General features: G+C 53.2%; 21 protein-coding genes and 1 tRNA gene. 9 read left to right on the forward strand and 13 right to left on the reverse strand.

All coding sequences use genetic code 11. The features are described 5' to 3' along the window. The first annotated feature begins 355 nt into the window (after positions 1-355). The gene (locus MKZ07_RS00955) at positions 356-5128 is read left to right on the forward strand and encodes an Ig-like domain-containing protein (protein ID WP_341024019.1); all 4773 of its coding nucleotides are present in this window, start codon (positions 356-358) and stop codon (positions 5126-5128) included. A gap of 160 nt (positions 5129-5288) precedes the next feature. On the opposite strand, the gene MKZ07_RS00960 is transcribed toward MKZ07_RS00955, so the two are convergent. The 4 genes from MKZ07_RS00960 to MKZ07_RS00975 form a co-directional block, all read right to left on the reverse strand. Then, on the reverse strand, positions 5289-6593 hold the full coding sequence (locus MKZ07_RS00960) for a TerD family protein (protein WP_036695886.1): 1305 nt from the start codon (positions 6591-6593) through the stop codon (positions 5289-5291). Positions 6594-6647: 54 nt separating this feature from the next. Then, positions 6648-7211 (reverse strand): hypothetical protein, encoded by a 564-nt coding sequence (locus tag MKZ07_RS00965; RefSeq protein ID WP_036695889.1) that lies wholly within the window; start codon positions 7209-7211, stop codon positions 6648-6650. Positions 7212-7350: 139 nt separating this feature from the next. Then, positions 7351-8742 (reverse strand): sensor histidine kinase, encoded by a 1392-nt coding sequence (locus MKZ07_RS00970; RefSeq protein WP_036695891.1) that lies wholly within the window; start codon positions 8740-8742, stop codon positions 7351-7353. Beyond that, complete coding sequence (locus tag MKZ07_RS00975) at positions 8742-9446, reverse strand: response regulator transcription factor (RefSeq protein WP_036695960.1); 705 nt, start codon at positions 9444-9446, stop codon at positions 8742-8744. Before MKZ07_RS00975 ends, MKZ07_RS00970 begins: the two co-directional genes overlap by 1 nt. Before the next feature lie 172 nt (positions 9447-9618). Between MKZ07_RS00975 and MKZ07_RS00980 the strand changes: the two genes are divergently transcribed. The 3 genes from MKZ07_RS00980 to MKZ07_RS00990 are packed head-to-tail and all read left to right on the forward strand — an operon-like array spanning position 9619 to position 12022. Further along, positions 9619-10536 carry an ABC transporter ATP-binding protein gene (locus MKZ07_RS00980; protein WP_036695962.1) on the forward strand — a complete coding sequence of 306 codons (918 nt, stop codon included), beginning with the start codon at positions 9619-9621 and terminating at the stop codon, positions 10534-10536. Beyond that, positions 10533-11285: an ABC transporter permease gene (locus MKZ07_RS00985; protein WP_036695893.1), complete on the forward strand. Its 753-nt coding sequence runs from the start codon at positions 10533-10535 to the stop codon at positions 11283-11285. The genes MKZ07_RS00980 and MKZ07_RS00985 overlap by 4 nt, the downstream gene beginning before the upstream one ends. Positions 11286-11296: 11 nt before the next feature. Next, entirely contained in the window at positions 11297-12022 is a 726-nt protein-coding gene (locus MKZ07_RS00990) for an ABC transporter permease (RefSeq protein WP_036695894.1), read from the forward strand. Between the two features lie 300 nt (positions 12023-12322). On the opposite strand, the gene MKZ07_RS00995 is transcribed toward MKZ07_RS00990, so the two are convergent. The 4 genes from MKZ07_RS00995 to MKZ07_RS01010 all read right to left on the reverse strand — a co-directional run bounded on the left by MKZ07_RS00995 (position 12323) and on the right by MKZ07_RS01010 (position 15702). Beyond that, positions 12323-13174, reverse strand: a complete 852-nt coding sequence (locus MKZ07_RS00995) for a hypothetical protein (RefSeq protein ID WP_036695896.1) — start codon at positions 13172-13174, stop codon at positions 12323-12325. Beyond that, the gene (locus tag MKZ07_RS01000; protein ID WP_076155143.1) at positions 13171-13689 is read right to left on the reverse strand and encodes a sigma-70 family RNA polymerase sigma factor; all 519 of its coding nucleotides are present in this window, start codon (positions 13687-13689) and stop codon (positions 13171-13173) included. The genes MKZ07_RS00995 and MKZ07_RS01000 overlap by 4 nt, the downstream gene beginning before the upstream one ends. 139 nt (positions 13690-13828) lie before the next feature. Further along, on the reverse strand, positions 13829-14596 hold the full coding sequence (locus MKZ07_RS01005) for an ABC transporter ATP-binding protein (RefSeq protein WP_076154880.1): 768 nt from the start codon (positions 14594-14596) through the stop codon (positions 13829-13831). Next, entirely contained in the window at positions 14596-15702 is a 1107-nt protein-coding gene (locus MKZ07_RS01010) for a FecCD family ABC transporter permease (RefSeq protein ID WP_341024022.1), read from the reverse strand. Before MKZ07_RS01010 ends, MKZ07_RS01005 begins: the two co-directional genes overlap by 1 nt. 248 nt (positions 15703-15950) lie before the next feature. Between MKZ07_RS01010 and MKZ07_RS01015 the strand changes: the two genes are divergently transcribed. Beyond that, positions 15951-17018: an ABC transporter substrate-binding protein gene (locus MKZ07_RS01015; protein WP_076154876.1), complete on the forward strand. Its 1068-nt coding sequence runs from the start codon at positions 15951-15953 to the stop codon at positions 17016-17018. A 42-nt stretch (positions 17019-17060) separates the two neighbouring features. Here MKZ07_RS01015 and MKZ07_RS01020 read toward each other — a convergent pair whose 3' ends face one another. Genes MKZ07_RS01020 through MKZ07_RS01035 form a run of 4 tightly spaced genes read right to left on the reverse strand, consistent with a single transcriptional unit; the run spans position 17061 to position 20900 of the window. Beyond that, complete coding sequence (locus MKZ07_RS01020) at positions 17061-18077, reverse strand: ABC transporter ATP-binding protein (protein WP_341024024.1); 1017 nt, start codon at positions 18075-18077, stop codon at positions 17061-17063. Next, positions 18077-18859, reverse strand: a complete 783-nt coding sequence (locus tag MKZ07_RS01025; protein WP_341024027.1) for an ABC transporter permease — start codon at positions 18857-18859, stop codon at positions 18077-18079. The genes MKZ07_RS01020 and MKZ07_RS01025 overlap by 1 nt, the downstream gene beginning before the upstream one ends. A 29-nt stretch (positions 18860-18888) precedes the next feature. Continuing rightward, positions 18889-19707: an ABC transporter permease gene (locus MKZ07_RS01030; protein ID WP_051493635.1), complete on the reverse strand. Its 819-nt coding sequence runs from the start codon at positions 19705-19707 to the stop codon at positions 18889-18891. After that, positions 19707-20900, reverse strand: a complete 1194-nt coding sequence (locus MKZ07_RS01035; protein ID WP_036695909.1) for a serine hydrolase domain-containing protein — start codon at positions 20898-20900, stop codon at positions 19707-19709. The genes MKZ07_RS01030 and MKZ07_RS01035 overlap by 1 nt, the downstream gene beginning before the upstream one ends. Positions 20901-21102: 202 nt before the next feature. On the opposite strand from MKZ07_RS01035, the gene MKZ07_RS01040 reads away from it, so the two are divergent. Then, positions 21103-22410 (forward strand): APC family permease, encoded by a 1308-nt coding sequence (locus tag MKZ07_RS01040; protein WP_036695911.1) that lies wholly within the window; start codon positions 21103-21105, stop codon positions 22408-22410. A 145-nt stretch (positions 22411-22555) separates the two neighbouring features. Continuing rightward, positions 22556-22628 (forward strand) — tRNA-Lys (locus tag MKZ07_RS01045). A 169-nt stretch (positions 22629-22797) separates the two neighbouring features. On the opposite strand, the gene MKZ07_RS01050 is transcribed toward MKZ07_RS01045, so the two are convergent. Beyond that, entirely contained in the window at positions 22798-23151 is a 354-nt protein-coding gene (locus MKZ07_RS01050) for a VOC family protein (protein WP_235218455.1), read from the reverse strand. 99 nt (positions 23152-23250) lie between these two features. On the opposite strand from MKZ07_RS01050, the gene MKZ07_RS01055 reads away from it, so the two are divergent. Together MKZ07_RS01055 and MKZ07_RS01060 are read left to right on the forward strand one after the other, a co-directional pair. Further along, complete coding sequence (locus MKZ07_RS01055) at positions 23251-23616, forward strand: DUF4180 domain-containing protein (protein ID WP_036695915.1); 366 nt, start codon at positions 23251-23253, stop codon at positions 23614-23616. 132 nt (positions 23617-23748) lie between these two features. Then, complete coding sequence (locus MKZ07_RS01060; protein WP_341024030.1) at positions 23749-26679, forward strand: insulinase family protein; 2931 nt, start codon at positions 23749-23751, stop codon at positions 26677-26679. Positions 26680-26779 lie beyond the last annotated feature (100 nt).

Genomic DNA, 26779 nt, shown 5'->3' on the forward strand with positions numbered 1-26779 from the left:
AAGAATTGATCGAGGCAATGACTCACCTCGCTTTTTATACAGGCTGGCCGCGTTCCGCATCGGCGATCCTGGTTGCCAAGGGATTTTTCGGGGAAATGTGAACACAATTGCGCATGTGAGCAAAAGCTCCGTGCGCTTTTTTTAGGTTTAGACATTTTTATTGATAAGAGGTTAGAAAATCACTGTTTTTTCATTTTTTTTAGAGCTATCCCCAATTAGGTCCTGATGAATCGGTTTTTGTCGAGAATTGTTAAGAGTTTGTTTAGAGCTGTCTGCTAGAATGGGCGCATATATGAAAATTTCTACTGCTCTGCAGCGGATGAAAAGTGATGAATGAACAAGGGGGAGCGATACATTGTTTAAGGGTAAGGGATTGAAAAAATATTTCTCGTTGCTACTCGTGATCAGCTTAGTTTGGACCGGGGCCTTTCCGGTATATGCAGGTTCAACAGACAACGGTGAGGCAAGCTGGGAGAATGTTGGTCCGCTGCCAGACAGCAGCAAAGTAAACGGAGTGGCTGTAGGCTCAAATATTTTAGTTACAGTCGGGGAAGGAGGAAGAATTGTTGCCGCAAGCGACCCTTCGACATGGGCAGTTCGTAATTCTGGTGTAACTGTAGATTTGAACGGTATTGTTCATACAGGGACGGATGGCAAATATGTTGCTGCAGGCAATGCTGGAACAGTTTTAGTGTCTACAGATAATGAGGATTGGACTTCCCGGAATACAGGCATCATTAACAACTTGAATGCCATCGCCTACGACGGCAAAGATAAATTAGTCGCAGTCGGCGATGCTGGAAAGATAATTACATCGATCGACGGCGGTAGCAATTGGACTGCATCATCCGTTGCAGGCGTTAATGTTAATCTGAATGGTATTGCCTATGGCAACAACAAGTTTGTTGCAGTGGGTGATAACGGTACAGTTTTAACTTCAGGAAATGGAACGACATGGGTAAAGGTAACGCGCAAAACAACCGATTACTCAAACCTTAACTTGAACGGAATTACCTTTGGCGGCGGGATCTTCGTAGCTGTCGGTGATTCTGGACTTATTGTTACCTCTCCGGAGGGTACTAAAGGCGCAGAGAAGATTCTTGAAGCTAATATAAATCTAAACGGTGTAGCTTTCGGAAACAGCGTGTTTATAGCTGCAGGAGATGGGGGGAAAGTGTTCTCCACTACCGATCTGTGGCGGACATGGAAGCCTGAGACTACAAACGCGACTACTAAGCTTAACGGCATCGTATTTTTCCGAGGTCTTAATCAATTTATTGCAGCGGGTGATTCCGGTGTGATCATTATGTCTTATGTCATTCCCAACATTCCGCGGGTTCTCAGTCAGAATCCAGGGAATGATGAGACAGATGTAGAAATAGATGCAAATCTCGAGATCATGTTTAATCAGCTGGTAGAGGCAGGAACTGAAAATATCCATATTTTTAAAGCTGCAGATCTGTCCTCTCCGGTTGAAACCATCCCGGCTGATGACGCCAGCAGAGTAACATTAGATCCGGACACTAATGCGGTAACGATTAATCCGGGCATCAATTTTGATCCAGGGACGAAATATGCCGTTACAGTTGACGCGAATGCTTTTACTAACGGTGACAGTGGCAATGTAGCGATCGCAGCGGGTGAGTGGAGCTTCACGACTGTTGCTGGATCAGGAGATACGAAAGCTCCGACTGTTACCGGCTACTCTCCTGACCAGGGCGAAGCGGGAGTAGCGACTGATGCCCAACTGACACTAACTTTCGATGAGAATGTAACAACGGATAGCGGTAACATTCTGATTTATGACAGTACAGACGAAGGTAATCTAATGGTAATTCCGGTTAACTCAGAGAATGTTACGGTTAAGGATAAAGTGGTAACCATTGTTCCGTATGAAGATTTTAAATACAGTTCTACGTACTTTGTAAACATCGATGACGGAGCATTCAAAGATCTAGCAGAAAACTCTAACTCCTATACAGGTATCTCGGACAAGGACACCTGGCAGTTCACAACCGCCGAAGCGCCTGATACTACACCGCCGGTGGTGAGCAGTTATTATCCTGCAGATGGAGCGAAGGATGTAGAGATTGGCAACAACCTGACGCTTACTTTTAATGAGGATGTAATGAAGGGTGCGGGCCAAATTGAGATCTACAGCGAGATTCTAAATGCCCCAATGATGAGCATTCCTGTCACTTCGGATGTGGTAACCATTGACGGCAACGTAGTAACGATTAATCCAGAAGAGAATCTGGATTATGGCAGGAAATACCATGTGTTGATTGCAAATAATGCATTCATGGATAAAGCGGGCAACCCTTATGCCGGTATCACTAACGATACAACCTGGCGCTTTAGTACCACCAGCGAACCGGATACGACAGCGCCAATCGTAAGCACTTACTCGCCTGAGAATGGGGCAACAGAGGTAGCTATCGGAGCTAACCTGGAGCTTGCTTTTAGCGAAAATGTTAGAGCAGGGGAAGGCAGTATTGTGATTTACAACAGCACAACTGACAAATTGGAAGCTATCATTGCTGCCAAGGATGTAAGCATCCTGAACAATGTAGTAACGATTAATCCGGTCCACAATCTGCAGTATGGCACAAGCTACCATGTGCGGATTAGCAATAATGCATTTGCAGATTCATCCGGCAATTACTATGCTGGTATCGCAGACGACACCATTTGGCAGTTCACCACCCCGGCTGCGCCAGATACAACTGCACCTGTGTTGAACACGTACTCACCTGCGAATGGTGCAACAGGTGTAGCTATTGGAGCTAATCTGGAGCTTACCTTCAGCGAGAAAGTAAGAGCAGGGGAAGGCGATATCGTCATCTACAATAGTGCGAATCATGCACCAGTAGCGACGATTCCTGCAGCTTCCGGGAATGTAATTATTCATAGCAATGTAGTTACGATTAATCCTACGAATGATCTGAAGTATGGTGTGAGCTACTATGTACAGATTGGAGCCGGGGCATTTACTGATCTCGCAGGTAACGGCTATGATGGTAATGCGGAGAATACACTCTGGCAGTTCACAACCACAGATGCACCGGATCGGATCTCGCCAACGGTGATCACGTATTCGCCGGAGCCATGGGCCACCGAATTGGCAGTGAACGCGAATCTGGTCCTTACCTTCAGCGAAAATGTACGGGCGGCAGTGGGTACCATTGAGATATTCCGCAGCACCGATGATATTCATCCGTTAGCGGCGATTCCTGCTCTTTCGGACAGGGTAACCATTCTGAACAATGTCGTAACCATCAATCCGGCGGATAATCTGGAGCATGGGACAAGCTACTTTGTACGTATCTCGGAAGGAGCATTTACAGATCTCGCTGGCAACAGCTATAGCGGCATCTCAGGCATTAACGCTTGGCGGTTTGTGACCACCAGTGCACCAGATACGGCACCGCCTGTAGTAACATCTTACAGTCCGGCAGGCAATACAACGCATGTACCTGTATCTGCTACACTCACATTGACTTTTAACGAGAATGTGTTAGCTGGAGATGCCGCTATTGAGCTTGTGAATGCAGCGAATAATGAGGTTGTAACGAGAATTCAAGCGGGAAATAAAGCACTTGTCGCTGTCACGGACTCTACCGTCAGCATCAATACAAGCGGTCTGCTCAAGCAGGGCGGCAGCTATTATGTGCTGATTCACCCGGGTGCTTTTACAGATGAATCAGGTAACAGCTATGCAGGAATTACGGATAGTAAGGTCTGGAGCTTCTCGACAGTTCCTGTTCCGGTCACGCCAACTGATCCTCCTGCACCGGCACCGGGCGGCGGTGGTTCAGGATCAGGAGGGGGAGCGCCGGCTCCGGTACCGACACCTTCTCCGCAGACAGAAAGCATTAATGCGAACGTTGAGAACGGCGCCGCTCAAGGCTCCATGGTATCCTCCGTTGTCATTACCCGCACTAAGGATGCAAACGGAGTGAAGAGTGATACGCTTACGTTCACATTGGAGCAAGCTATCCGGGCAGTTCATGAGCTTAAGGCCGCTGGGTCCAGTATTGCCAGAATCAACGTGCCTGATAAGAATGATGAGGTGGCTGGGACCAGATTGACCATTCCGGCAACTTCCAGCAAGCAATTTGCTGATAATCAGATCACGCTGGATCTATTCACAGTGAATGCTGAGGTGAAGGTTCCGGGCAGCTCGATGGCTGGGTTCGGTACAGATATTTACTTCAACCTCGTTCCGCTGAAGACATCACAGCAGAGCGCAGAGGTAGAAGCCCTTGCGAAAACCCAGGTGCAGAGTGTATCCCGCGGTGCATCGGTCACGCTCGTAAGCCGTCCGGTAACGATTGAGACCAATCTGCAGAGCCGTCCGGTTACGCTGGTATTACCGCTTAACAACTCTTCGTTAACGGCGGAGCAACTGAAGGCACTTGCGGTCTTCACCCAGCACAGCGACGGTACCAAAGAATTGGTCAAGGGAGAGATCGTACCTTTTGGCCAGACCGGAAAGTCAGGCATTCAATTTAGCATCAGCAAATTTAGTACCTTTACCGTTGTACTTGCACAAGATCCTGAGGTACAGGTGAAGGCGTATATGACAGGTTATGCCGATGGCACCTTCAAGCCAGGGAACAGCATCACCCGGGCAGAAGCGGCCAGCATCATTGCCCGCACCTTCGGCCAGTCCGCTGCTACTGCTGGCGTAGTGTATTCTGATGTTCCTGCCGGACACTGGGCGGCAGACGCAATCGGTCAAGTGACCCGAAGCGGCATCATGAAAGGTTATGGGGGCGGCAGCTTCAAGCCTAACCAGACGATTACAAGAGCTGAAATGGCGACCCTCCTGTCCCGTTTGATTACAAGCGCTCAAGACCAAGCGGCAGGCTTCAGTGATATTGCCGGACACTGGGCTCAGGCAGCCATTGAACGGATGTCTCAGGCAGGCATCATCAGCGGTTACGAAGACGGCTCTTTCCGTCCAGACCAGACGTTAACGCGTGCAGAAGCCGTAACCATCGTTAACCGTGCCCTTGGCATCGCTCCGCTGACCAGTGCGGCCCAGAAATGGACAGATGTCCCGGCGGGCTTCTGGGCATTCGGCAGCATCCAGGCAGCTTCTGTAGATCATACTGCAGAATAAAATAATTACAGCACAAAACAGCCCTTCCATCCGTCTTTGACGGGGAAGGGCTGTTTTTGCAGTGTGGGCGCGAGTGAGCTCAATGAAATCGAAAAACCGAACACACACAATAAGCGGCGTCCCCCGTTAAGGTGATGCCGCACATGATTATGACTGCTCCCTACTTGCTCCCGGCCTCCCACCGCAGATTCCACTGGTAACGCTGGTCCAGCTCCTCATGACCGCTGAAATACTCTACAAGCCGTTCCACGAGGATGGTTCCATCCGGCTGGCTGTGAAGCATGGCGATGGCGCACATTCCCTTATCGTTGTTGTGCTCGTCCAGCTGGATCTTGATCTCAGGCCCACCCTGTTGGCTTATGGTTACAACGGCACCAGCTTGCGACCAGTTTGCCACTCCCTCATAGATGAGGGCAAAGATAACAACCCGTTTGATCTCGGAGAGATGGCGGCTGTTAATCCGCAGATTCTCGCCTGTGGCAATCGAGCCGGTACGGTCATCTCCGTCCAGGAGGATGTAAGGAGGCCGGTTCAGGCTGCCGAAGGATTCTCCGAGCGCCTGGACCGCGCCTTTGAGACCATTGCTCAGTTCAAACAGACAGCCCAGATCGAGATCTATTCCTTTTCTGCCAAACCAGCTGGAGGATTCGGTCTGAACCCAGTTGAGATTGATTACGATCTCGCCCGCAGCTCCCGGCCCGCTCTGAAGCCGGACCGCCTCCCCGTGGTTCTTCAGCAGCCGGTCTCCCGAATTACCCGGAGAACCCGGCGGCGAAGCCGGAGGCAACAGGTCTGCTGGCCTCTGCTTAGGGCGTGGCCGCAGCTCCGGCAGAACAAAAGGAGACTCCCGGGGCGGAGCCTCCGGTCTCGCTGTCTGAACCAATGCCTGAGCCTCATCCGCCGATATCCCGTAGCTATGGAATAGGGCGGGCAGGCCGCCGGCATAACCAGAGCCGACCGCGCTGAATTTCCATTCGCTCCGATACCGGTAGAGCTCCCCGGCAACGATGGCAGTTTCCACCGTATAACCGTTACCCAGCGGATAACGGAGCAGCTCCGTTCCGTCCGCAGCGCTCATGATCCGCAGATAGGCGCCGTCCAAGGAAGAGAAGCTCTGCTGCCGCTTCACGGCTTCATGAATCGTCAGCGCAAACGTAATGCGCTCGTACTCCGCAGGAATCTGGTCCAGCCGGACAGCGATTTGTGCGTGTTCCGCCATGCCTGTGCTGCTCTGTTGCTCAGGCGGCAATAGAGCTACAGACTGATCATCGGCAGCGGGATGCCCATAGAATATGAGATCCGCCGCAGAAGAGACCCGCTGTGTCTCTGTAAGCAGAACAGCAGAGCTATCAATCTCAATTCCGGCTCCCGCAGCCTGCCAGCCCAGGCCAATGATGAGATGCGTGAGGCGGGGGTTGTCTTTGGTTAAGCTGTATTTTTGCCCCTTGATAAGCTCAAGTGTCATGAGAACCAGCCTTTCCTATGAGTAGTTCAAGCTTGTATAAGTGCACGGGCAGAATCAGAATCTGCCCCGGCTTCCGGCATCCAGGTTCGGACCGTTCAGATCCGTCAGCCGCTCCAGGCATTGCTCGTAGATCCGTACAATATCCTGTATCTTCTGGAACTCGGGGTCTGAGGGGCCCAGGTTGTCCATGAACATGCGCTGCAGAATTTCTTTGTAAAAGGAGATACGGCTCCCCACCAGTTTGCCTTCGTAGTCAATGACCTCTTCAATCGAGTGCTGCTGAACGAATTCCATCAGGTCGTCTGCAGGATTACCGCGCGGCTCGCGTTCATTGCGTGCGGCAACCGGCGCGTTGACATTATCCAGATTGACGGTGGAGCGTATATCGGTGAACAGAATCCCTTCCTTGGCCAGCATCACCTGAAAAGGCTTGTGCTTGAACAGCTCCTGCGCAACCAGCGTACACATCGCCTGATTCCGCAGCAGCATCCCGTCAAACGGATGAAGCACCCACCCTCTGTCATCCCGGTACAGGCTGAACGTGAAGTACTCACCGCCGTACTCATATTTCAGGTTAATCGAACTCTCTGAGGTAAGCTCATATTGAAATGCATCCATTCCGGGTTACGCCTCCTGTATCTACTATGAATTTCTATTAGCATAGCAGAAAATGGGGAATCTTGGAGAGAGGATTTTAGCCTAAATGAAAGAACCTCTTTCCGCACAAGAGGCTCGTACATTCGCTGTCTATTCTTCTTCACGCTAAAGGGGGGATTTGCAGGGTGGCCCGCAGGCCGTGGCCGGTGTTACTCTCCAGAACAAGCTTACCCATATGAGCTTCAGCGATGCGGGCGACCATCGGGAGGCCAAGCCCGTGGCCCTGACGGACGGGGCGGGTCCGCTTCCCGGAGTAAGGCAGCAGGATCAGCTCCGGCAAAAGCTCTGACGGAACCCCAGGCCCGTCATCGGATACGGATAGACAGCATTCCGGCTCCTTCGGGTTCGGACTGCGGGAGACCGTTACCGTAATCCGCCTGCCGTACGGATTATGGCGGATGCTGTTCTGGACCAGATTGCTTACCGCACGGTACAGCAGTTTCTCGTCGCCCATCACTTGCAGACGTTCGTCCATAATGCACAGGTCCAGTGAATAACGCTCCTCCAGGCCGTTATTGATGGTGTCAGATACCACGGTCCGGGCCAGTGCGGATAAGCGGACCGGCTTAAGCTGCAACGGCTGCATATCATACTCCAGCATAGAGACGAGGTTCAAGTCGCTGACCAGCGATCTTAGCTGCTCTCCTTGGCGGCGGATGATGGCAGCCTGCTGGCGTTGCTCTCTGGTCAAATTATCCTGCTCCTCCAGATTGCTCGCGTAGCCCAGGATCATCGAGAGCGGAGTACGGATGTCATGGGAGATCCCGGCGATCCAGTTCGAGCGGGCTTCATCCCGTGATTTCAGCTGCGTGTTCCTGGTCTGCAGGGTAGCGGAAGCCGAATTAATGCTCTCGGACAAATCGCTGAAGATCCCAGCGGTCTCCAGGTTAACCGGTTTGTCTTTGGCCAGGGCATGAATGCTGTTGATCAGGGGCCGGATACTGCGGATCAGCCGGGTGCCGATGAACAAGGAGAGGGCTACAGCTAGTACCACGTTGCAGACCAGTAGCAGCAGCACCCTTAAGGGAAGGGAACGCAGCCAGTCGGTCAAGTATTCGAGCTGATATTTTTCATATGAATATTTGGGATAGCCCACGACGAGAAGTCCTTCTTCCGGGTGCTCCCAGATGTACACAGGATACTCCAGCAAGTAGTAGCGTGAGAATTTCGCCACCTCTACGATGTTGTAAGCGCGCGGAATCTCCGGCGGCAACTGCTCACTCCATGTCACCTTGCCGTTTGCATCCAGCAGCATGGCCCAGGCCCGGTTCAGCTGAAGCAGCGCTGCCGCCTTGGGATCAAGGGAATACTCGCCGTCAGAACCTTGCAGAGCTGAGGATATCTCCTGCACAACCTTTTCCGGTGAAGCCTCCTGATGGGTCTCCTTGAAGATCAGCGAACCGAGCAGAATCAGATTGAACAGGAGCAGCAGCGTAGAGACCAGCAGGGTAGAGCCTACGAATTTGCGTAAAATCCGGACCGCACTGTCCATTAGAGCGCCTCCTGCGCCAAGAGCTTATACCCAAGCCCTCTGACCGTTAGCAGTTGCTCTGGCTTCGAGGGGTCTGTTTCGATCTTCTCGCGAATACGCCGGATATGTACCATTAATGTGTTCTCGTACCCGTAGCTGTCATCCCCCCATACCGCCTGGCAAAGGGCATCACTGGTCACAATCCGGCCGTGGTTCTCATAGAGTTTGACCAGAATGGCGTGTTCTTTCGCCGTCAGCGGCAGCTCCTGCCCTTCTCTCAGTACCACAGCGCTGTCCAGATCTACCACCTGTTCACCCACTCTGAAGGCAGGCAGCCGCTCTGGTATGGAAGGCGCATATACCCGCTTCAGCACAGCGCTCAGACGCAGCATTAACTCACGCGGCAGGAATGGCTTAACGATATAATCATCGGCCCCCAGTCCCAGCCCCAGCAGCCTGTCCTCATCTTCACCGCGCGCCGACAGGAAGAGTACCGGCATCCCGGAGAAGGTGCGTATGGCAGAGAGAAGCGAGAACCCGTCCCCGTCCGGCAGCATCACATCGAGAATGGCGATATCCGGTTTCTCCTGGCGGCACATGGCGAGGGCACAGCTATAATCTCCAGCCGTATAGATGCGGTAATACCCTTCTTTTCGTAAAAAGAGCTCGATCATCTCACGTATCTTCGGTTCGTCCTCAACGATCATTATTTTGCGGTTCTTCATCGTATTCAATCGTCATCACCCATGAATTAGTATACACGATCAGGCGTTGAAGAATGGGAGGGGCCGGAGTATTTAAGGTAGGCGTAAGGTTATCTTCAGTCTGTAGCAAGGGAAGGCCTCTATGCTTGGAAGCAAGAGTCAACTTGACAGAAATGGAGCTGAACTGGAGCCTATGAACACTCATCCAATGATAGAGACACAGCAATTGACCAAGACCTATGGGGGAACACCACGGGTCGATCAGGTGAATCTGAAGGTGCAGCAGGGAGAGATCTTTGGCTTCCTCGGTCCGAATGGAGCAGGGAAGACGACTACGCTCAAGATGCTGTTGGGACTGGTGCAGCCCACCCAGGGAACAGTTAAGCTGTTCGGCCAAGAGCTGCGGAACCACCGGCTGGAGATTCTGAACCGGACGGGTTCCCTGATCGAGTCGCCTTCCTATTACGGACATCTGACAGGTCTTGAGAATCTGAGAGTGATGCAGCGGCTGCGCAGCCTGCCCGCCAAGAATATCGATAAGGTGCTGCAGATTGTGCGGCTGGATAATCACCGCCATAAGCCTGCCAGGCAATATTCACTCGGAATGAAGCAGCGCCTGGGTCTGGCGATAGCCCTGCTGGCTTTCCCCAGTCTGCTCATACTGGACGAGCCCACCAATGGTCTTGATCCTGCGGGGATCGGAGAGATCCGGGAGCTGATTAAATCCTTGCCTGCCCAGTATGACATGACGATTGTGGTATCCAGCCATCTGTTGTCCGAGATCGAGCAGACTGCTACCTCTGTTGGAATTATCAGTGACGGCAAGCTGCTGTTCCAGGGGACGATGGCTGCGCTTCAGGCGCAGAACCGGGCGGCGGTTCACTTTCGGATTGATGATCCAGCCAGGGCAGTAAGGATACTGTCGGAGCACGGGTACCGGCCCAGAATGCAAGAGGGGCAGCTGGTGTTCAGTGCCATGCCGGACTCTGAGGTGGCGCGGATCAATGAGATCCTGGTGTCAGGCCAGCTTGCTGTGAGCCGGATCGTGGAGTCGAGGAAGAGCCTGGAGGATATCTTCCTGGATCTTACCGGAAAGGAGCGGAGCCTGTGACGAGAGCCTTGTTCCTCGAATATTACAAAATCCGGCGGAGAAAGGTGTGGGCGATGCTGACGCTCTTTCTGGCCGCCGAGCTGGGCTGGGCGGCCATGTCCATAAGCATCTCGATCTCGCGGAGTGCAGACAATGCCGCCTGGGAAGCGCTGATTTTCAGCCTCTCGTCCATGAACGGGCTGTTCCTGCCGATTCTGTCGGCGATTGTGGTGTCAAGGATTTGCGACATGGAGCATAAAGGGGATACCTGGAAAATGCTGATGACCACCTCTGTCGGACGCCAGGCGGTCTATGCCGCCAAATTCGTCTGTGCCGGAAGTCTGATTCTCTACGGCATTCTGGCCCAGGTTGTTTTTATTGCCGGCCTTGGCATGTTCCATAGACTCGCAGAACCGCTTCCGGCAGGCCTGCTGCTTCAGTTCACTGCGGGTACTCTGATTGCCAGTCTGCTGATTATTGCCATGCAGCAATGGATATCGCTGGTGGTGAAGAATCAGGCGTTTGCCCTATGTCTTGGCATGCTGGGCGGATTCCTGGGGACGACCGCAAGCCTATTCCCAGCCGCTGTCCGGCAGATGATCGTCTGGTCTTATTATTTGGATCTCAGTCCGGTGACTTATCTCTATCAAGCTTCTGCCGGGTCATATATTACAGGGACAATACCTGTCCTTCAATGCATTACAGCTTTAGTTATTACACTGCTGCTGTATGTGGGCGGAAATGCCCATATCTCAAGACAAGCGATATAAGGAGGGAACTTATGCTCAGAAGTGTTGCTGCCGAATGGCCTAAGCTGCGCCACTCGCGGATGGGACTGGTGCTGGTCAGCCTGCCTGTGGTCAGCCTGATGATCGGCTGTGCCAACTTTGTTATGAATCGTGAGGCGCTCGAAGGCGGCTGGTTTAGCCTGTGGACGCAGGTCAGCTTATTTTACGGGGAGTTCTTCCTGCCAATTCTGATTGCCATTTGCTGCGCCTTTGTCTGCCGGCTGGAGCATGTGAACCGGAACTGGAATATGATTTTGGCTGCTCCAGTATCCGTAACCGGCATCTTTATAGCCAAGCTTGTTATTGTAGGCGCGCTGATTGCCGGAGCGCAGGCGCTATTCCTTCTAATGTATTGGGCGGCAGGACAGATGCTGTCTTTGACGGGGGCTTTTCCGCTGGACATCATCCTGTGGACCTTTCGCGGCTGGGTGGCTTCGCTCAGCATTGCCGCTCTGCAGCTCGGCTTGTCCATCCGTATCCGCAGCTTTGCCACGCCGGTCGGAATCAGCCTGTGTGCGGTTTTTGTCGGGCTGGGGCTGTATGTGCTGAAGCTGGGGCTGCTGTTTCCTTATTCACTGCTGACCATTGGTATGGGCGTGCTTACCCAGCGCGGGCTGACAGCTATGGAGAATCTGCTGTTTTTCTCCATGAGCGGAGTGTATCTGGTCATCCTGTCGGCCTGGTCTATCCGCCGGATGAAATATAGTGCAGCGGCGTAAGTTCCGCCCCAAATGCAGAACATAATGAAGGAGCTGTCTCGGAAGCCGTGAAACGGCTGCTTGGGATAGCTCTTTATGATGGAGAAGATTTAGCGTGAGCACTTGGGGGAGGGGGACACCTCGCCAATGTATGCTGTTTTCCGCATACATTCAGGCCACACGCCTGCACGTCAGCAAATGTATGCTGTTTTTCGTTCCCGCAATAAAAGGGGCTGTCAATTTTGGGACAGCCCCTAATTCTACCGGCTAATACCGGACGGAATTGGCATGACAAGCGGCTTAGACTTTTATATACGAGAATTACTCCGGATGCCCGTTGCTCATCCAGCTGTCCACGTGCAGGTCCCCGGCATAGTTCTCACGCGCGGTTATTTCCGCGAGCTTCTGCTCAGCTTCTTCACGGGTGGCAAACCCCCCGATGACAGCGGCGAAATCACCGGAGGCAGTCTTCAGGAAGGTGACATCATCCTCCAGATAGACCTCTTCCAGGATAGCCAGTGATTCTCCCTGCGGCATTCCTTCGCTGCGTACATAATAGACTTCTTTAGGTGCAGCGGCCTTGCCCTCTGCTGTCAGCTTAAGCTCAAGCGTACCCGGATTACTGAACTCGGTCAGGGTATGGCGGGTGCCTTCCTTCAGTTCAACCACGAACCGCATGGCGGAGTCGTCCAGGATGATATTTCTGTAGACATCGCTGACCAGCGGAGAGGCGATCATATCCTGCTCCAGTGCGTCATAATCAAAGCTGCGGACGCCGCCAAAAGTGAAGATCAGACGGTTCGGAGCCTCCCGCTGGTCGACAGTATAGGAAGGTACACTTGCGGCTGTATTACCTTCCTGATTGAATACGATGCGAATCGTATCCTCAGCGGTCACCGTGCTTACGGCAGCGCCGTCAGTACGCTCGCCTCCAGACCCGAATTGCAGCACTTTCACGATGCTTCCCACTACAGGAACCTTGGAGAGGGCGCTTGCCACATCCGGGATATTCAACACTAGCAGACAGGCTATGAGGGCTGCGGCCGCCGAGCCTAACCATCGCAAGCGTACGGTTCTTTTACTGCGGGCCGCTGCTTTATTCTGCGCTTCCACCAGAACGTCTCCGAGCTGTGCGGGAATTTCGATCTGTGTATAACGGTCTTTTCCTGTCATATTCCCTCGACCTCCCCATCCTTTAAGTGAGCTTTCAGTTTGCCGATGATCCGGTAGAACCTGGTCTTGACGGTGTTCTCCGGCAGCTCCAGAATATCCGCCATGTCCTTGAAGCGCAGATCCTCAAAAAATTTCAGGATAATATACGCCTTCTCCTCGGGCAATAGTCTGTCCAGAGCCTGGTACAGATCCAGCTTCTCCTCCAGTGGAACAGCATGCTCATCCCCGGCATAGCTCTGCGAGTGATCCTCCATGTAAGTAACCCGTTTGTTCCGGTTAAGATGGTCAATAGCGGTGTTGATGACAATCCGGGTCATCCAGGTCTCGAAATACTGCGGTGTCTTCATCCTTCCGAAGGCAAGATACCCTTTGTAGGTAGCCTCCGAGACGATTTCGAGCGCTTCATGCTCGTTTTTGACATAACAGTAGGCCTTGCGGAACAGGTTGTTCCGGCAGTCTTGAAGTTGTTCAGCGAATCGTTGGGGTACTTGCGGCTGGGCTTTCAGTTCGTTCACTCCTTTATGGGCTTCTTGAAGCACTTGATTGAACATTAGACCGTTAAGGGGTGAGAATAGTTTCAACATCCTGCAAAAAGAATAAACCTGCGGGCAAGGAGCCGCAGGTTGTAGAAGATCTATTGTTTCTGCCTAAGAGTTACCTTGTCTCCAGATAGGCGATGCCCAGCGCGCCGGTGACGGGGTTGCGGTAGGTCTCGCAGGCCACATCGAAGACCTCGCCGATTAATTCCTTAGTCAGAATATCCTCAGGGACTCCGCTGGCGGCGACCCGGCCTTCCTTCATGACATAGAGATAGTCACAGTATTCGGCGGCCAGGGTGAGATCATGGAGGGCGGCGAGAATGCCGATGTCCAGCTTTTTGACAATATTCAGAATCTGCAGCTGGTATTTGATATCGAGATGGTTGGTCGGTTCGTCCAGAATCATGAATTCCGGCTGCTGGGCCAGCACACGCGCCAGAATGACACGCTGCTTCTCGCCGCCGGATAAGGAGTTATAGCTGCGGCTTGTATGCCCCTCCAGATTGACCTTGCGGAGTGCTGCAGAGATAATGTCAGCATCCTGTTGGGTATCGGTTTCCAGCATCCCTTTGTGGGGCGTCCGGCCCATCGCCACCATCTCACGGACGGTGAAGTCGAAGCTCAGCTCGTTGAACTGGCCGACTACGCCCAGCTTCTGGGCAACAAGCTTCGGGCTGGCCTTGATCACATTAAGCTCAGAAAGGAAGACCTCTCCCTGACGGGGCTTGATGACCTTGTAGATGCTTTTGAGCAGCGTCGATTTGCCGCAGCCGTTCGGGCCGATCAGGCCAACGAATTGCTTGTTTTGCACCCTCAGCGAGACCTCCTGCACAATCCTCGCCTCACCGAAAGAGACACTTAGCCGTTCAACATTCAGATTCATCAGCTTTTCCCTCCGAAGGCATAGCCTTTTCTAATCAGCATGTACATGAACATCGGTGCGCCAATCAAGGCGGTAATGATCCCGATCGGCAGCTCCACATTCGGTACGATGGTCCGGGCAATGACATCCGTCCAGATCAGGAAGATCGCTCCGAACAGAATCGACGCCGGCAGCAGCCTGCGGTGGTCCGAGCCCACCAGTCCCCGCACCAGATGGGGGATAATCAGTCCCACGAAGCCGATCATCCCGCAGCTGGCTACCATAACTCCGGTAATCAGCGCGGTGAGAATCATGTAGACTCTGCGGTAGGCACCCAGATGAATGCCCAGCGTAACCGCCGCTTCATCTCCGAGCAGCATGGCATTCAGCACACGGAACTGCGAGAGGAACAGGATAACGGCGAGCAGGACGGTAACCGAGATCAGCGGCAGCTTGTCCCAGCTGGAGGCGGCCAGGCTGCCCATCGTCCAGAAGGTAACTGTCTTGATGCCTTCGGCATTGTTCGCGAAATAGACAATGAAGTTGGCGAAGGCGGTACATAGAGCGTTAATGACCATCCCGGCCAGCACCAGCTTGACGGAGGTCATTTTGCCGCCTGCACTGGCGAGTGTGAGGACCAGCAGAGAAGCGCCAACCGCCCCTGCAAAAGCCCAAAAGGCGACTCCCGACTGGCCGAGCAGCCCCATCGAGCCGAAGCCGATCAGGATGGCGAAGGTTGCGCCCAGCGAAGCGCCGGAGGAAATACCGAGTATGTATGGATCAGCCAGAGGGTTCTGCACCGCTGCCTGCATGATCGTCCCGCACAGCGTAAGTCCGGCGCCGATGAACATCGCCATCAGGACACGCGGGAAGCGGATTTTCCAGATAATATCGACGAACGAACCGGAGGTCAGATCCTGCATATCTCCAATCTGGATGCCTGTGATGTGATGCAGCAGAATCCGGTAGGATTGTGAGACAGGAATGTCCACCTGGCCGAAGGAGACTGCAGCTCCGGCAGACAGCAGGGTAATAATGAACAGGACGCCTATAGCAGCCATGAAGCCATAACGGGAATGAATGAGAGATTGCTTAGGCTGTGAAGGTACGGCTAGATCAGTATGCATGACAATGGGAAGGCTCCTTTACATTAGAGGATTAGTATGGACTGACTCATCAGATGACACTGTGAGCAGGATATCTTAGCATGTTCTTAAATATAAGGTATACTGAGAACGATTGTCAATGATAATAATTCTCATTGACATGTTGTCCAACTTTCTATATTCTACGGAGGTATTCCTTGCAAGGCCATAGGCTTAATGCCATTCCCGCAGGGGAACTAACGTACATACAGAAAAGGGGACCTAAGAGAATGAAGAAAATATTCAAAAGATATGTACCGCTGCTGGCGGTTCTGGTGATGGCGGTTATGCTGGCGGCTTGTTCTTCCAACGCAGGTAATGAGAAGGAAGCGGCGGCAACGGCTGCACCTGCATCAGCCAGTCCAGCACCGGCGGAGACTGCACAGCCGGCCAAGACGGTATATCCGCTTACAATTGAGAACCACACGAATAACGGTGAAGGCACCGAATGGACGGCTAAATCGCAGACCTTCGATAAAGCTCCCGAGAAGGTAGTAGCGAATACCCAAGGTGCGGCGGAACTGCTGATTAAGCTGGGGCTTACCGACAAAATGGTCGGGGTTGCGGCTCTCTACGGTGCAGGCGATCCGGCAGTTCAGGAAGAGTTCAAAAAGATTCCTGTCATCTCCCAAGACTATGCCAGCAAAGAGCTGGTTGTAGGCAGAGGCCCGGATCTGGTGATGGGCCGCGGCGGCCTGTTCGCAGATGCGGATTGGGGAGTAGGGACGGTAGGCGGACTCAACGAGCTGGGCATCAAGACCTTCGTGCAGAGCACCAGTCTGCAAGGGGCAACGCTAGACAGCCTGTATAAGGATATTGAACAGCTAGGCCAGATCTTTGATGTGCAGGAGAAGGCCACGGCATACATCGCAGAGCTGAAGGAGCGTGCAGCGAAGCTGAAGGAGGGAGCGGCAGCCACAGGCGCCAAGACCTTCGCCTATGTATCTGACGGAGGCAACGGCGCAATCGCTGTCTATAGCGGGAACGTGGATACTTTTGCGGGAGATGTGCTGGGATTGCTAGGACTGACCAACAGTTACGCCGATGTGACCGGTGAGATCAGCAAGGAGCAATTGATCGCCACCAACCCCGATGTCATGCTGATCTCTGTGTATACAGGCGGTATTGATGCTGACCAGTCGATAAAGGCGTTCTATGCCGATCCGTCACTACAGAGTCTGAAGGCTATCCAGAACAAAGCGATCTATAAGATTGACTTCAACCAATTCTGGGGCTACAGCTATTCCATCTTTGACGGGGCGGAGAAGCTTGCGTCTGAGCTGGCTGCTGCGAAGTAAGCCGAAGCTAATATTAGTCTGATAAAAAAACAGCCTGAGCTGTCACTCTAACGGGTGACGGTTCAGGCTGCTTTTGGTATTCTCATAGATATTCATTACGACTTGCTGGATCGGGAGTTCCTTGACGGATATATCCGAGAAGACATGCTTGCGGGAGATGCTCTCCAGAAAATCGCTGATTGAGATCCGGGCGGTGTCTACCTCAAGCGTAATCTGGAGGTCGGAGGGGCGTTCCATGACCTTGGTCCAGTCATTGTCGAAAAGGGTGTCCCGCACAGACTCGTTAAAGGTAAAGCTCACGCGCTTCTTCTCCCCGAGGAACAACTTCAGCCGCTGCAGCGAGTCATCAAACACCTTCTCGCCGTGATTAATGACAATCACCCGGTGGGCTAACTCCTCCACATCCTCCAGATCATGGGTGGTGAGAATGCAGGTCATGTTCTGCTGCTTGTTCATCTGGCGGATGAATTCGCGGATTTTGAGCTTAGCGATCACATCCAGCCCGATGGTCGGCTCATCCAGGAACAGGATATCCGGCTGGTGCAGCATCGCCATGACGAACTCGCATTTCATGCGTTCGCCAAGCGACAGCACGCGGGTGGGTTTCTCCATCACTCCGGCGATATCCAGGAGCGTTGCCAGCTCTTCCAGCCGGTTGCTGAAATCCGTAGCCGAGATGCCATAGATCGCTTTGTTCATCTTGAAGCTGTCGATGGGCGGAATATCCCAGATGAGCTGGGATTTCTGGCCGAAGACGGCCCCGATGGTGCGGACATAATGCTTCCGGTCCCGGGCCGGGGAGTAACCGAGTACTTCGATCTCCCCGCTGGTCGGGTAGAGTGCGCCGCAGAGCATTTTGATCGCAGTGGATTTGCCTGCCCCGTTCGGACCCAGCATCCCGCAGATTTCGCCCTGCTTAATGGCGAAGCTGATATCGTTCACGGCCTGGACAGAGACCGCTTCACGCCGGAAAAAGCTCGTAAAGGTCTGCTTCATGCCTGCGCCCCGCTTATAGGTGGTGTAGGACTTCGTTAAATGCTTGACATCAATCACCGGCATCAGCCGCCAACCCCCTCATATAATCTGATCATGTGCCGGTATACCCAAATGCCTGCCCAGAGAAAGACAAAGCAAGGCAGAATCGCGATAAAATCACCGGCCTGTACCCGGCCAAGCAGTGCGGAGGCCGGGAGGTAGCCAACCATCCCCACGGGAATGATCAGCGTAGCTGCTGCCTGCACCGCCTTCGGGAAGATCGGCAGCGGATATTTGCCGACATGCAGCACACTGTCCGCCAGCTCGGAAATCCGCGAATTGCCGACCCACTTGAAGGACATCGCCGCCATCATCAGCGATAATCCGGCCAATACAGCCGTCCCGGCCAGGAACATTCCGGTGAATTGCAGCCAGGCGAGGGCGGAGATAGCGCCGATATGCATAGCGGAGAAGATGAATAAGGCAGCCCCGCCCAGGAATAATCCGACACTCTCTACAGAGAAGGTAGTTGCTACAATGTAGAAGAGCGGATTCAGCGGCTTGAGCAGAATGACCTCGAAGCTGCCCTCCCTCACATGCGACATCGTTGTCCACAGCAATCCTCCGAAGACCAGACTGGAGAGACCGCTGGACATAGTGAATATAGACTGAATCAACAACACCTCATATAAGCTCCAGCCGGGAAAGCTGGTGCCCGCCCGGTAGATTAACAGCGTCACCAGCGGAAACAGAATGTTGCCGACGAGTGTAATCAGACTGCTGACGATGAAGTTCATCCGGTAGGCCGAAGCGGTCTGGATAGCAGAGTACATACACTGCTTGTATACATCTACATATTTTTTCATAACAGGAACGTTCCTTTCCCTCCGCGTATTCATGCGCCAACCGCCGTGAACTGCTTCATTGCCCGGCGGCGGACCAGCTCATTACAGCCGAACATCACCAGCACAGCGGCCGCCTGCATGCCTACAGCTTCGGGAAGGGATAACTCAAGACCGCCCAGTGAATAATGCCCGGTGAAGACCATGGCAGGCATATAAGCAATGTACTGGAAAGGCAGGAACAGCTGGGTGACCTGAAGCCAGTGCGGGAAGAAATCAAGCGGAATCAGCGCTCCAGAGAAAATACCCGACACCAGCATGAAGGCGCTGCGAATCCCGCCGGATTGCACCAGCCAGAAGGAGGTCAGGCCAATCGTATAATTGACATAGAAGTTCATAAGAAAGGCAAGCAGCACAGATACCAGTGTCCATGGGAGGCTTGCCGGCCGCATGTCGATCCCGAAAATATAGATGAAGATCAGCAGGCAGGGCAGGAACTCAAATAAGAAGCCGAGCATCCGGTGCCCCAGCTTCTGGAACAAGGCGAAGGAACGGTGATGCACCGGGCGCAGATGGAAGGTGAGGAATTTGCCGGTGCGCACCAGCATCGACAGATTCCAGTCGGCAAAATCCATAATCAGATACCCGATTAGCGCCGTTGCCCCGAAATAGCGGATCATTTGCTGGAGATCAAGCCCGCCGAGCGTAGTCTGCCCGCCATAGACTGCGGTCCAGATGAAATATTGCACCATGAAATAGACCGGGCCGACAATAACAGAGACCAAGGAATGGGTGCGGTAGGCACTCCATTCCTTGTAGGTAACCTCTGCAACGGCCCGGCAGATGAGCCAGTTATGCTTAAGACGGTTCATTACATCAGTCCTGACCAGATTACATTGGTTACATTGAACAGGGCTTCCGCATGCCAGCTATCGTCCGTGAAGGGCACGAACCATACCGCTGTGAGCTGTTCCACCGGATCGATTACCATACAGCAGGCGCCGGCTCCTTCATGAAAATAACTGCCCTCGGAATAGAGGAATGCTGGGCCTCTCCGCATATCCAGTCCAATGCCATAGCTCCGGTCTTTGACATTGTTGCCCCAGCAGTAATCAGGCGTGTCATAGAGCGTGCGGGTGGTGAGCTTCTCTACGGCTTTGCGGCCGATAATCCGCGTATCCCCCAAGGTGCCCATGCCCAGGAGCATATTGGCGAAGCGGGTGAGGTCCGCAGTAGTAGAGACCAGTCCCCCGCCTGTGCTGGATACGTTCTTCCACAGCTTCTCTGCTGGAGGTTCTTCCGGCTGCACGCCATGGATCAGGTCTTGGAGCTGCTTTTCTTTGTGTTCATTTCTTATAATGAAGCGCCCCGCTAATTCGGGAGTCGGCTCCCACATCGTGTCCTTCATGCCGAGCGGCTGCAGGATCTGCTCCTCTATGTACTGTTCAGCGGAAATACCTGTGACCTTCTTAATAATCTCACCAAGAATACAGAAGCCGAAGGAGCAGTATTGCCATTCTTTACCGACCGGCTTGTCAATCCCGCAGCTCAGTGCAGCTGTGATCCAGTCCAGCTCGCCGTCCTCCGGCTTATACTTGTCGAAATATTCGCCAATCAGCTCCCAGTAAGACTTATGATAAGGAATCATGCTGCCCGCACAGTCAGGGAACAGGCCGGAGGTATGGGTCAGCAGGCTGTAGATGTCGATTTTATTGAACGGCTCTATGTTAAACGGTTCCAGAAAGGCACCCACGGGAAGGTCAAACCGGAGAATACCATCCTCTACAAGCTTGGCTATCGCCACAGAGGTAACCGCCTTGGTGATGGATGCGATGCGATGAACGGTTGTCGGCAACAGCGGGTCCGTCTTGTCTTTGCGGTAGGAGAGGGGGCCGATGGCACCATTCATGAACGTCTTGCCGTACCGGGAGACGCTGTAAGCGGCTGCCTGGATTTTGTTCTCGTCGATCAATTTCTGAAAAAGGGTATGGAGTACTCCGATTCTTGAAGCGTCATAATGAACCTCTGCCGGTGAGCAGTCGGTAATGCCAGGAGTGTGCAGCATAAGTAGATGATTCCTCCTTTAAGGTTAGTAGCTAATTGAAAGCGTCCTCACTTATTAGTATATATTCCATATAGTGGATCGTTCAATGGGAAGTTTATTTTATAGTCAATTTATCCGGCCAAAAGCAGGGGAGTAGAGGCGCTGTAGAGAAGAAATACAAGCATATACATACTCATAGAATGGAAGGACAAGGAATGAAGCGATGACAACGAAAACGGTAACCAAAAGTATTACTTTCCTGCAAGCCCTGGCCCTGGTGGTCGGGATGATTATCGGTTCGGGGATTTTTTTGAAGCCCGGAATTGTATTGAATAATGCGGGTAGCCCGTGGATGAGTATTCTGGCTTGGGGTGTTGGCGGGATCATTACCCTGGCGTCGGCGCTGAGTGTGGCGGAGATTGCGGCCGCCATTCCGAAGTCGGGAGGTCTATATACTTATTTAAGTGAATTGTACGGCGGAGTGTTCGGGTATCTGCTCGGCTGGGTGCAGGCGGTAATCTCCTATCCGGCTTCTGTGGCGGCGCTGGCTATTGCTTTTGCAACCTATTCCGGTTACTTCCTGCCGCTGAATGCATGGCAGCAGAAGCTGCTTGCGGTGGGGATTCTGGCCTTCATTCTGCTGATGAATGTCATCGCGACGAAGTTCGGCGGGATCATTCAGACGGTGGCCACGGTCGGGAAGCTGATTCCGGTAGCGGGTATTGTGGGCGTCGGGCTGTTCTCGGATCTGGCTCCCGGCTTCGGCGGCATCGGTACAGCGGCTGCGGGTGCAGGCTTCGGGGCTGCGGTGCTCGGTACACTCTGGGCTTATGACGGCTGGATCAGCGTGACCAATATGGCGGGTGAGATCAAGGACCCGGCCAGGACGCTGCCCAAAGTCATTTCGATCGGTGTTGTTTTTGTCATCGCCGTGTATGTGTTGTTCAATATTGCGGTGTTTCAGGCGCTGCCCTATGACCAGATTGTGTCATCCCAGACTCCGGGAGCCGATGCGGCTGAGGCTTTGTTCGGGAGCGGAGGAGGAGCCTTTATTACGGCAGGCATTATCGTCTCCGTGCTGGGGGCGCTGAATGGTTACCTCATGACCGCAGCGCGGGTTCCGCAGGCGATGGGGGAGCGGGGACAGCTTCCGTTCTCCCGGGTGCTGAGCAGCATTCATCCGAAGTTTCGTACACCGGCGAATGCGCTTGTTTTTCAGAGTGTGCTGGCGGTGGTCTACATCTTCTCGGGAACCTTCAATACGCTGACGGATCTGCTGGTGTTCGTGCTCTGGATCTTCTTCACCATGGGCGTGTTCGGTCTGTTCCTCCTGCGCAGGAAGCTGCCGCCCGTACAAGGCCGCTATCGCGTGCCGCTCTATCCGTTTACCCCGATTCTTGGCGTAGCAGGAGGCCTCTATATTCTGGCAAGCACGATCATCAGTGATCCGATGCGCTCGCTTATAGGGATTGGCATCACGCTTGCCGGACTCCCGGTGTATGTGGTGATGATGCGGAAGAATCGCGTGTAAACAGCAGTTCATAGCTGAGTGTGAGAAAGTTTTAATAAAACAGTTGACAAGCGCCCGTTCAAAAAAGTATACTATGAAAGTACTTTTGAGCGGACGCAGTCAGCTTAGAGATTATCGTCTAGAGAATCATACATAGACACCATACGGACTCTTAGCTCAGTTGGTAGAGCAGTAGACTCTTAATCTATTTGTCCAGGGTTCGAGCCCCTGAGAGTCCATCCCTTAAGAAACGGCAGAAATGCCGTTTTTTTGCTGTTTTGAGAGAGATGTGCGGTAAACCGAATACACTGGGTCGTGTGTAGGCGCGAGGCGCCAATGTAATCGAAAAACCGATTACATTGAGCCGTGTGTAGGCGCGTGGCGCTAATTCCGCAAGTAGGCTTACCTCTATATATGCTCGGCAAGCTGCACCTCGAAGCCGTCGGGGTCCAGGATATAGAAGAAGCGCAGGCTGGGATTCGGCGCGATGGGACCGCGGGCTACCGGAATTCCTTCCTTACTAAGCTCCGCCATAGCCTTGTCCAGCGATCCGACCTCGAAGCCTACAGACACTCCGCATTCCGGCTTCAACGGCGGGTCACTACCCTCTATCAACTCAAGCTTCGGCTGCCCCTCTACCCCCAACATGACGATCTGCTTCCCTCTGCTCTCGAATCTGCGCTCCACCGGAAGCCCTAGAATTCTGTGATAGAAATCAAGGGAAGCCTCCAGATTGCGTACCCTGAGTGTAATCCAATTCATCGTGAGCTCCATCATGATCCATCCTTTACTGTACAATTCAATCGTTGCTAATATTAGCTATCCGCATATTTTAACATATTCGATAAGGAGGTTATAGTAATGAACATAACAACTATAGAAGCTGGCGGTACAATCATTGCTGTAGTGAGCGGCAACGAAGCCGTGGTGTGTGATGTCCGGAGTGCGCTGGATCTGATGGCAACGGTACGCTATGAGACGGATTGCGACCGGATAGTGATCCATAAGGCGCTGCTGAGCGAGGAGTTCTTCGACCTCAAGACAAGGCTGGCCGGTGAGATTCTGCAGAAGTTCATTAACTATCAGGTAAAGGCAGCCGTGGTTGGTGATTTCAGCAGCTATACCAGCCGCAGTCTGCGTGATTTCATCTATGAATGCAACCAGGGGAAGGATATATTTTTCGTAGCGGATGAGCAGCAGGCAGTTGAGCGGTTGAGCCGGGTCTAGATTCTCGCAGCGTCAGAGCAGGGTGCTGCATCCCGTAGTCCAAGCCTCTATGCAGCTCATACTGGAACCGGAAACCCCGGATATGATAAGCTCATGGAATCAGGGCAGCCCTGAACTAAGGAGGGAAAAGTTATGAGCAGCTTAAAAGCAGGTGAGGTCTATTCCGGGTTTCAAGTGATACGCAAGGAGTACATACGGGAAATCGAATCCTCCGTATACACGCTTGAGCATCAGCAGAGCGGCGCACGGCTGCTCTATGTACAGAATCAGGATGACAATAAGGTGTTCAGTGTTACGTTCCGGACTCCGCCTGCGGACAGCACGGGCGTGTTTCACATTCTGGAGCACTCGGTTCTGTGCGGCTCGGACAAATTCCCGGTGAAGGAACCGTTCGTGGAGCTGCTGAAGGGCTCGATGAAGACGTTCCTGAACGCCTTTACCTTTGGCGATAAAACAATGTATCCGGTAGCCAGCCAGAATGACCAGGATTTTGCCAATCTGATGGAGGTTTATCTGGACAGCGTCTTTCAGCCGAATATTTACAGTCAGCCGGAGATCTTCGAGCAGGAGGGCTGGCATTATGAGCTGCCGGATTCCGGGGATGAGCTAATCTACAAGGGTGTTGTCTACAATGAGATGAAGGGCTCGTATTCCTCGCCGGTGACGGTGCTGATTGACCGGATCAAAAAATCGCTCTACCCGGGTACGATCTACCGTCACTCCTCCGGCGGTGATCCGCAGAATATCCCTTCCTTGACGTATGAACAGTTTCTGGAGGCGCACCGGAATTATTATCATCCGTCGAACAGTTATTTCTATCTCTATGGCGATTTGAATATCGAAGCACGGCTGCAGTTTATCCATGAGGAATACCTCAGCCGCTATACCCGCAAGGCTATGGATACTTCGATTGCTCTACAGGCACCGGCCGGCGTTACCCAGCTTACCGCGGAGTATCCCATTCTGGAGACGGAAACCGCAGCCGACAAGACATACTTGAGCTTGAATTATGTAATAGGGACCTCTTTGGACCGGGAGCTGAATCTGGCCTTTGCCATTCTGAAAAGCATGCTGATGGACAGCAACGCAGCCCCGCTGAAGCAAGCCCTGCTGGAGAGCGGCCTTGGCAAGGATGTGGTTGCTTTTTATTCAGATAGCATGGTTCAGCCTATGCTGGGCATTGCCTTGACGCATTCGAACCCTGAGGCCAAAGAAGAATTCGTGAATCTCGTCAGAACCACCTTAAGCCGTCTTGCAGCAGACGGACTGGATGAGAAGCTGGTGCTCGCTGCGGTGAACAGTAAGGAATTTGAACTGCGTGAAGCCGATTTCACCCAATATCCGAAGGGTCTCACCTACAACATGGAAGTGATGAAGGCCTGGCTGTATGACGGCTTGCCGTCCACATATCTGGAGTATGAAGCGGCGATTACGGCGATCCGTGAACAAAGTTCGGGCCGCTATTTCGAGCGGCTGATTGAGACCTACCTGCTGAACAGTAACCACTGTAGTGTCGTTGTCCTCCAGCCCTCTCAGACTCTTGCGGGGGAAAAGGATGCGGCGGTCCGCAGCCGTCTGGCGTCATACAAAGCGTCTTTGGCCCCGGCCCAGCTGGATGAGCTGGTGCTTAGCACGCATAAGCTGCTGGCCCGTCAGAACACACCTGACCCCGCAGAGGAGCTAGAGAAGCTGCCGAAGCTGACTCTCCAGGATATTAACCCTATCGCCCCGGCCGGGGTACCCACAGTGGAGTACGCGCTGGATGGGATGAAGGTGCTGCATCATGAAGTGGCTGCCGGTGCAATTGCCTATATCAAGCTGTACTGGGACACCAGCGTGCTTACAGCGCAGCAGATTCCTTATCTGGAGCTGCTGGCGAGAGTGCTTGGACAGCTGGAGACGGAAGCCTACAGTATTGAGGAACTGACCAGTGAGATCGGGATTTCGACCGGGGGCATCCGTTTTCAGAATGAGGTGTTCGGAGCCGGGAAATCTGCGGAAGGAAGTTATCAGGCCAAATTCAGCGCTCGCATCAAGGTCATGCAGGGTAACATCGGCGGTTCCCTGAAGCTGCTGCATGAGCTGCTCTACGGCAGCAATCTGGATAACCTGTCCAAGCTGCAGGAGATTGTCCGCCGCGAAGCCTCCGGGATGGAGGCGATGCTGATCCAGAAAGGCAATGAGATTGCAGCCAGCCGGGTGCTGTCCTATTTCTCGGATCGGGGGATGTATGAGGAGCAGCTTGGCGGCGTGGCGTATTACCGCTTCATCAAGGAGCTTGCCCGCAGCATTGACCAGCAGGCTGAAGGACTTGCAGATACCTTGAAGGAAATCTGCGGGTTGTTATTCAATACGGAGAATCTGACGCTCTCCGTCACCGGTACGGCGGATTCGTATGCGGAATTCGCCGCACATGTGCAGGAGCTGGACCTAAGCAGCCGGGCGGTGCATTCCCAGCCGCTCTTGTCCGCACAGGGGCAGGCGGTCAACGAAGGCTTCATGTCCGCGAGCCAGGTACAGTATGTAGTCAAAGGCTATGACTACAAGAAGCTGGGCTTCGCCTATTCCGGCAAGCTGCAGGTGCTCAAGAAGATCCTCAGCCTGACCTACCTGTGGAATACGGTCCGGGTCAAGGGCGGTGCGTATGGCGGCAATCTGCTCCTGCGCCGCGACGGTGTGATTCTGTTCACTTCCTACCGCGATCCGAACCTGCTGGAGACGCTGGAGATCTATGACCGGGCTTCTCAGTTTGCAGGTGAACATACAGCAGATGAAGCGGAGATGGAGAGGGCGATTATCGGGACCCTGGCCATGCTGGACCAGCCGCTGAGTCCCGGCGCTACAGGCCGTCAGGCGGACCGGCATTATTTCGAGCAGATTACTGCGGAGGATCTTCAGCAGGAGCGTAATGAAATTCTGTCGGCCACTGCCGGGGATATCAGGAGCTATGCCAGTCTGCTTGAGTCGGTAACGCAGCAGAATTACTTCTGTGTGGTCGGAGGCGAATCCAAGCTGAAATCGGCCGCGGGTGCCTTTGGCAGTCTGGAGGAGCTGGTGAAATAAGCGGGAGCTTCATGGAGCGGAACCGGAAGATCAACGTGAATAACTTATAATTTTAACAATATAGCAGCAGAGAATTTACATATGCCTCTTAAAGTTAAGG

Origin of the sequence: Paenibacillus sp. FSL P4-0338 (genome assembly GCF_038002365.1) — a bacterium.
Taxonomy (GTDB): Bacteria; Bacillota; Bacilli; order Paenibacillales; family Paenibacillaceae; genus Paenibacillus_AQ.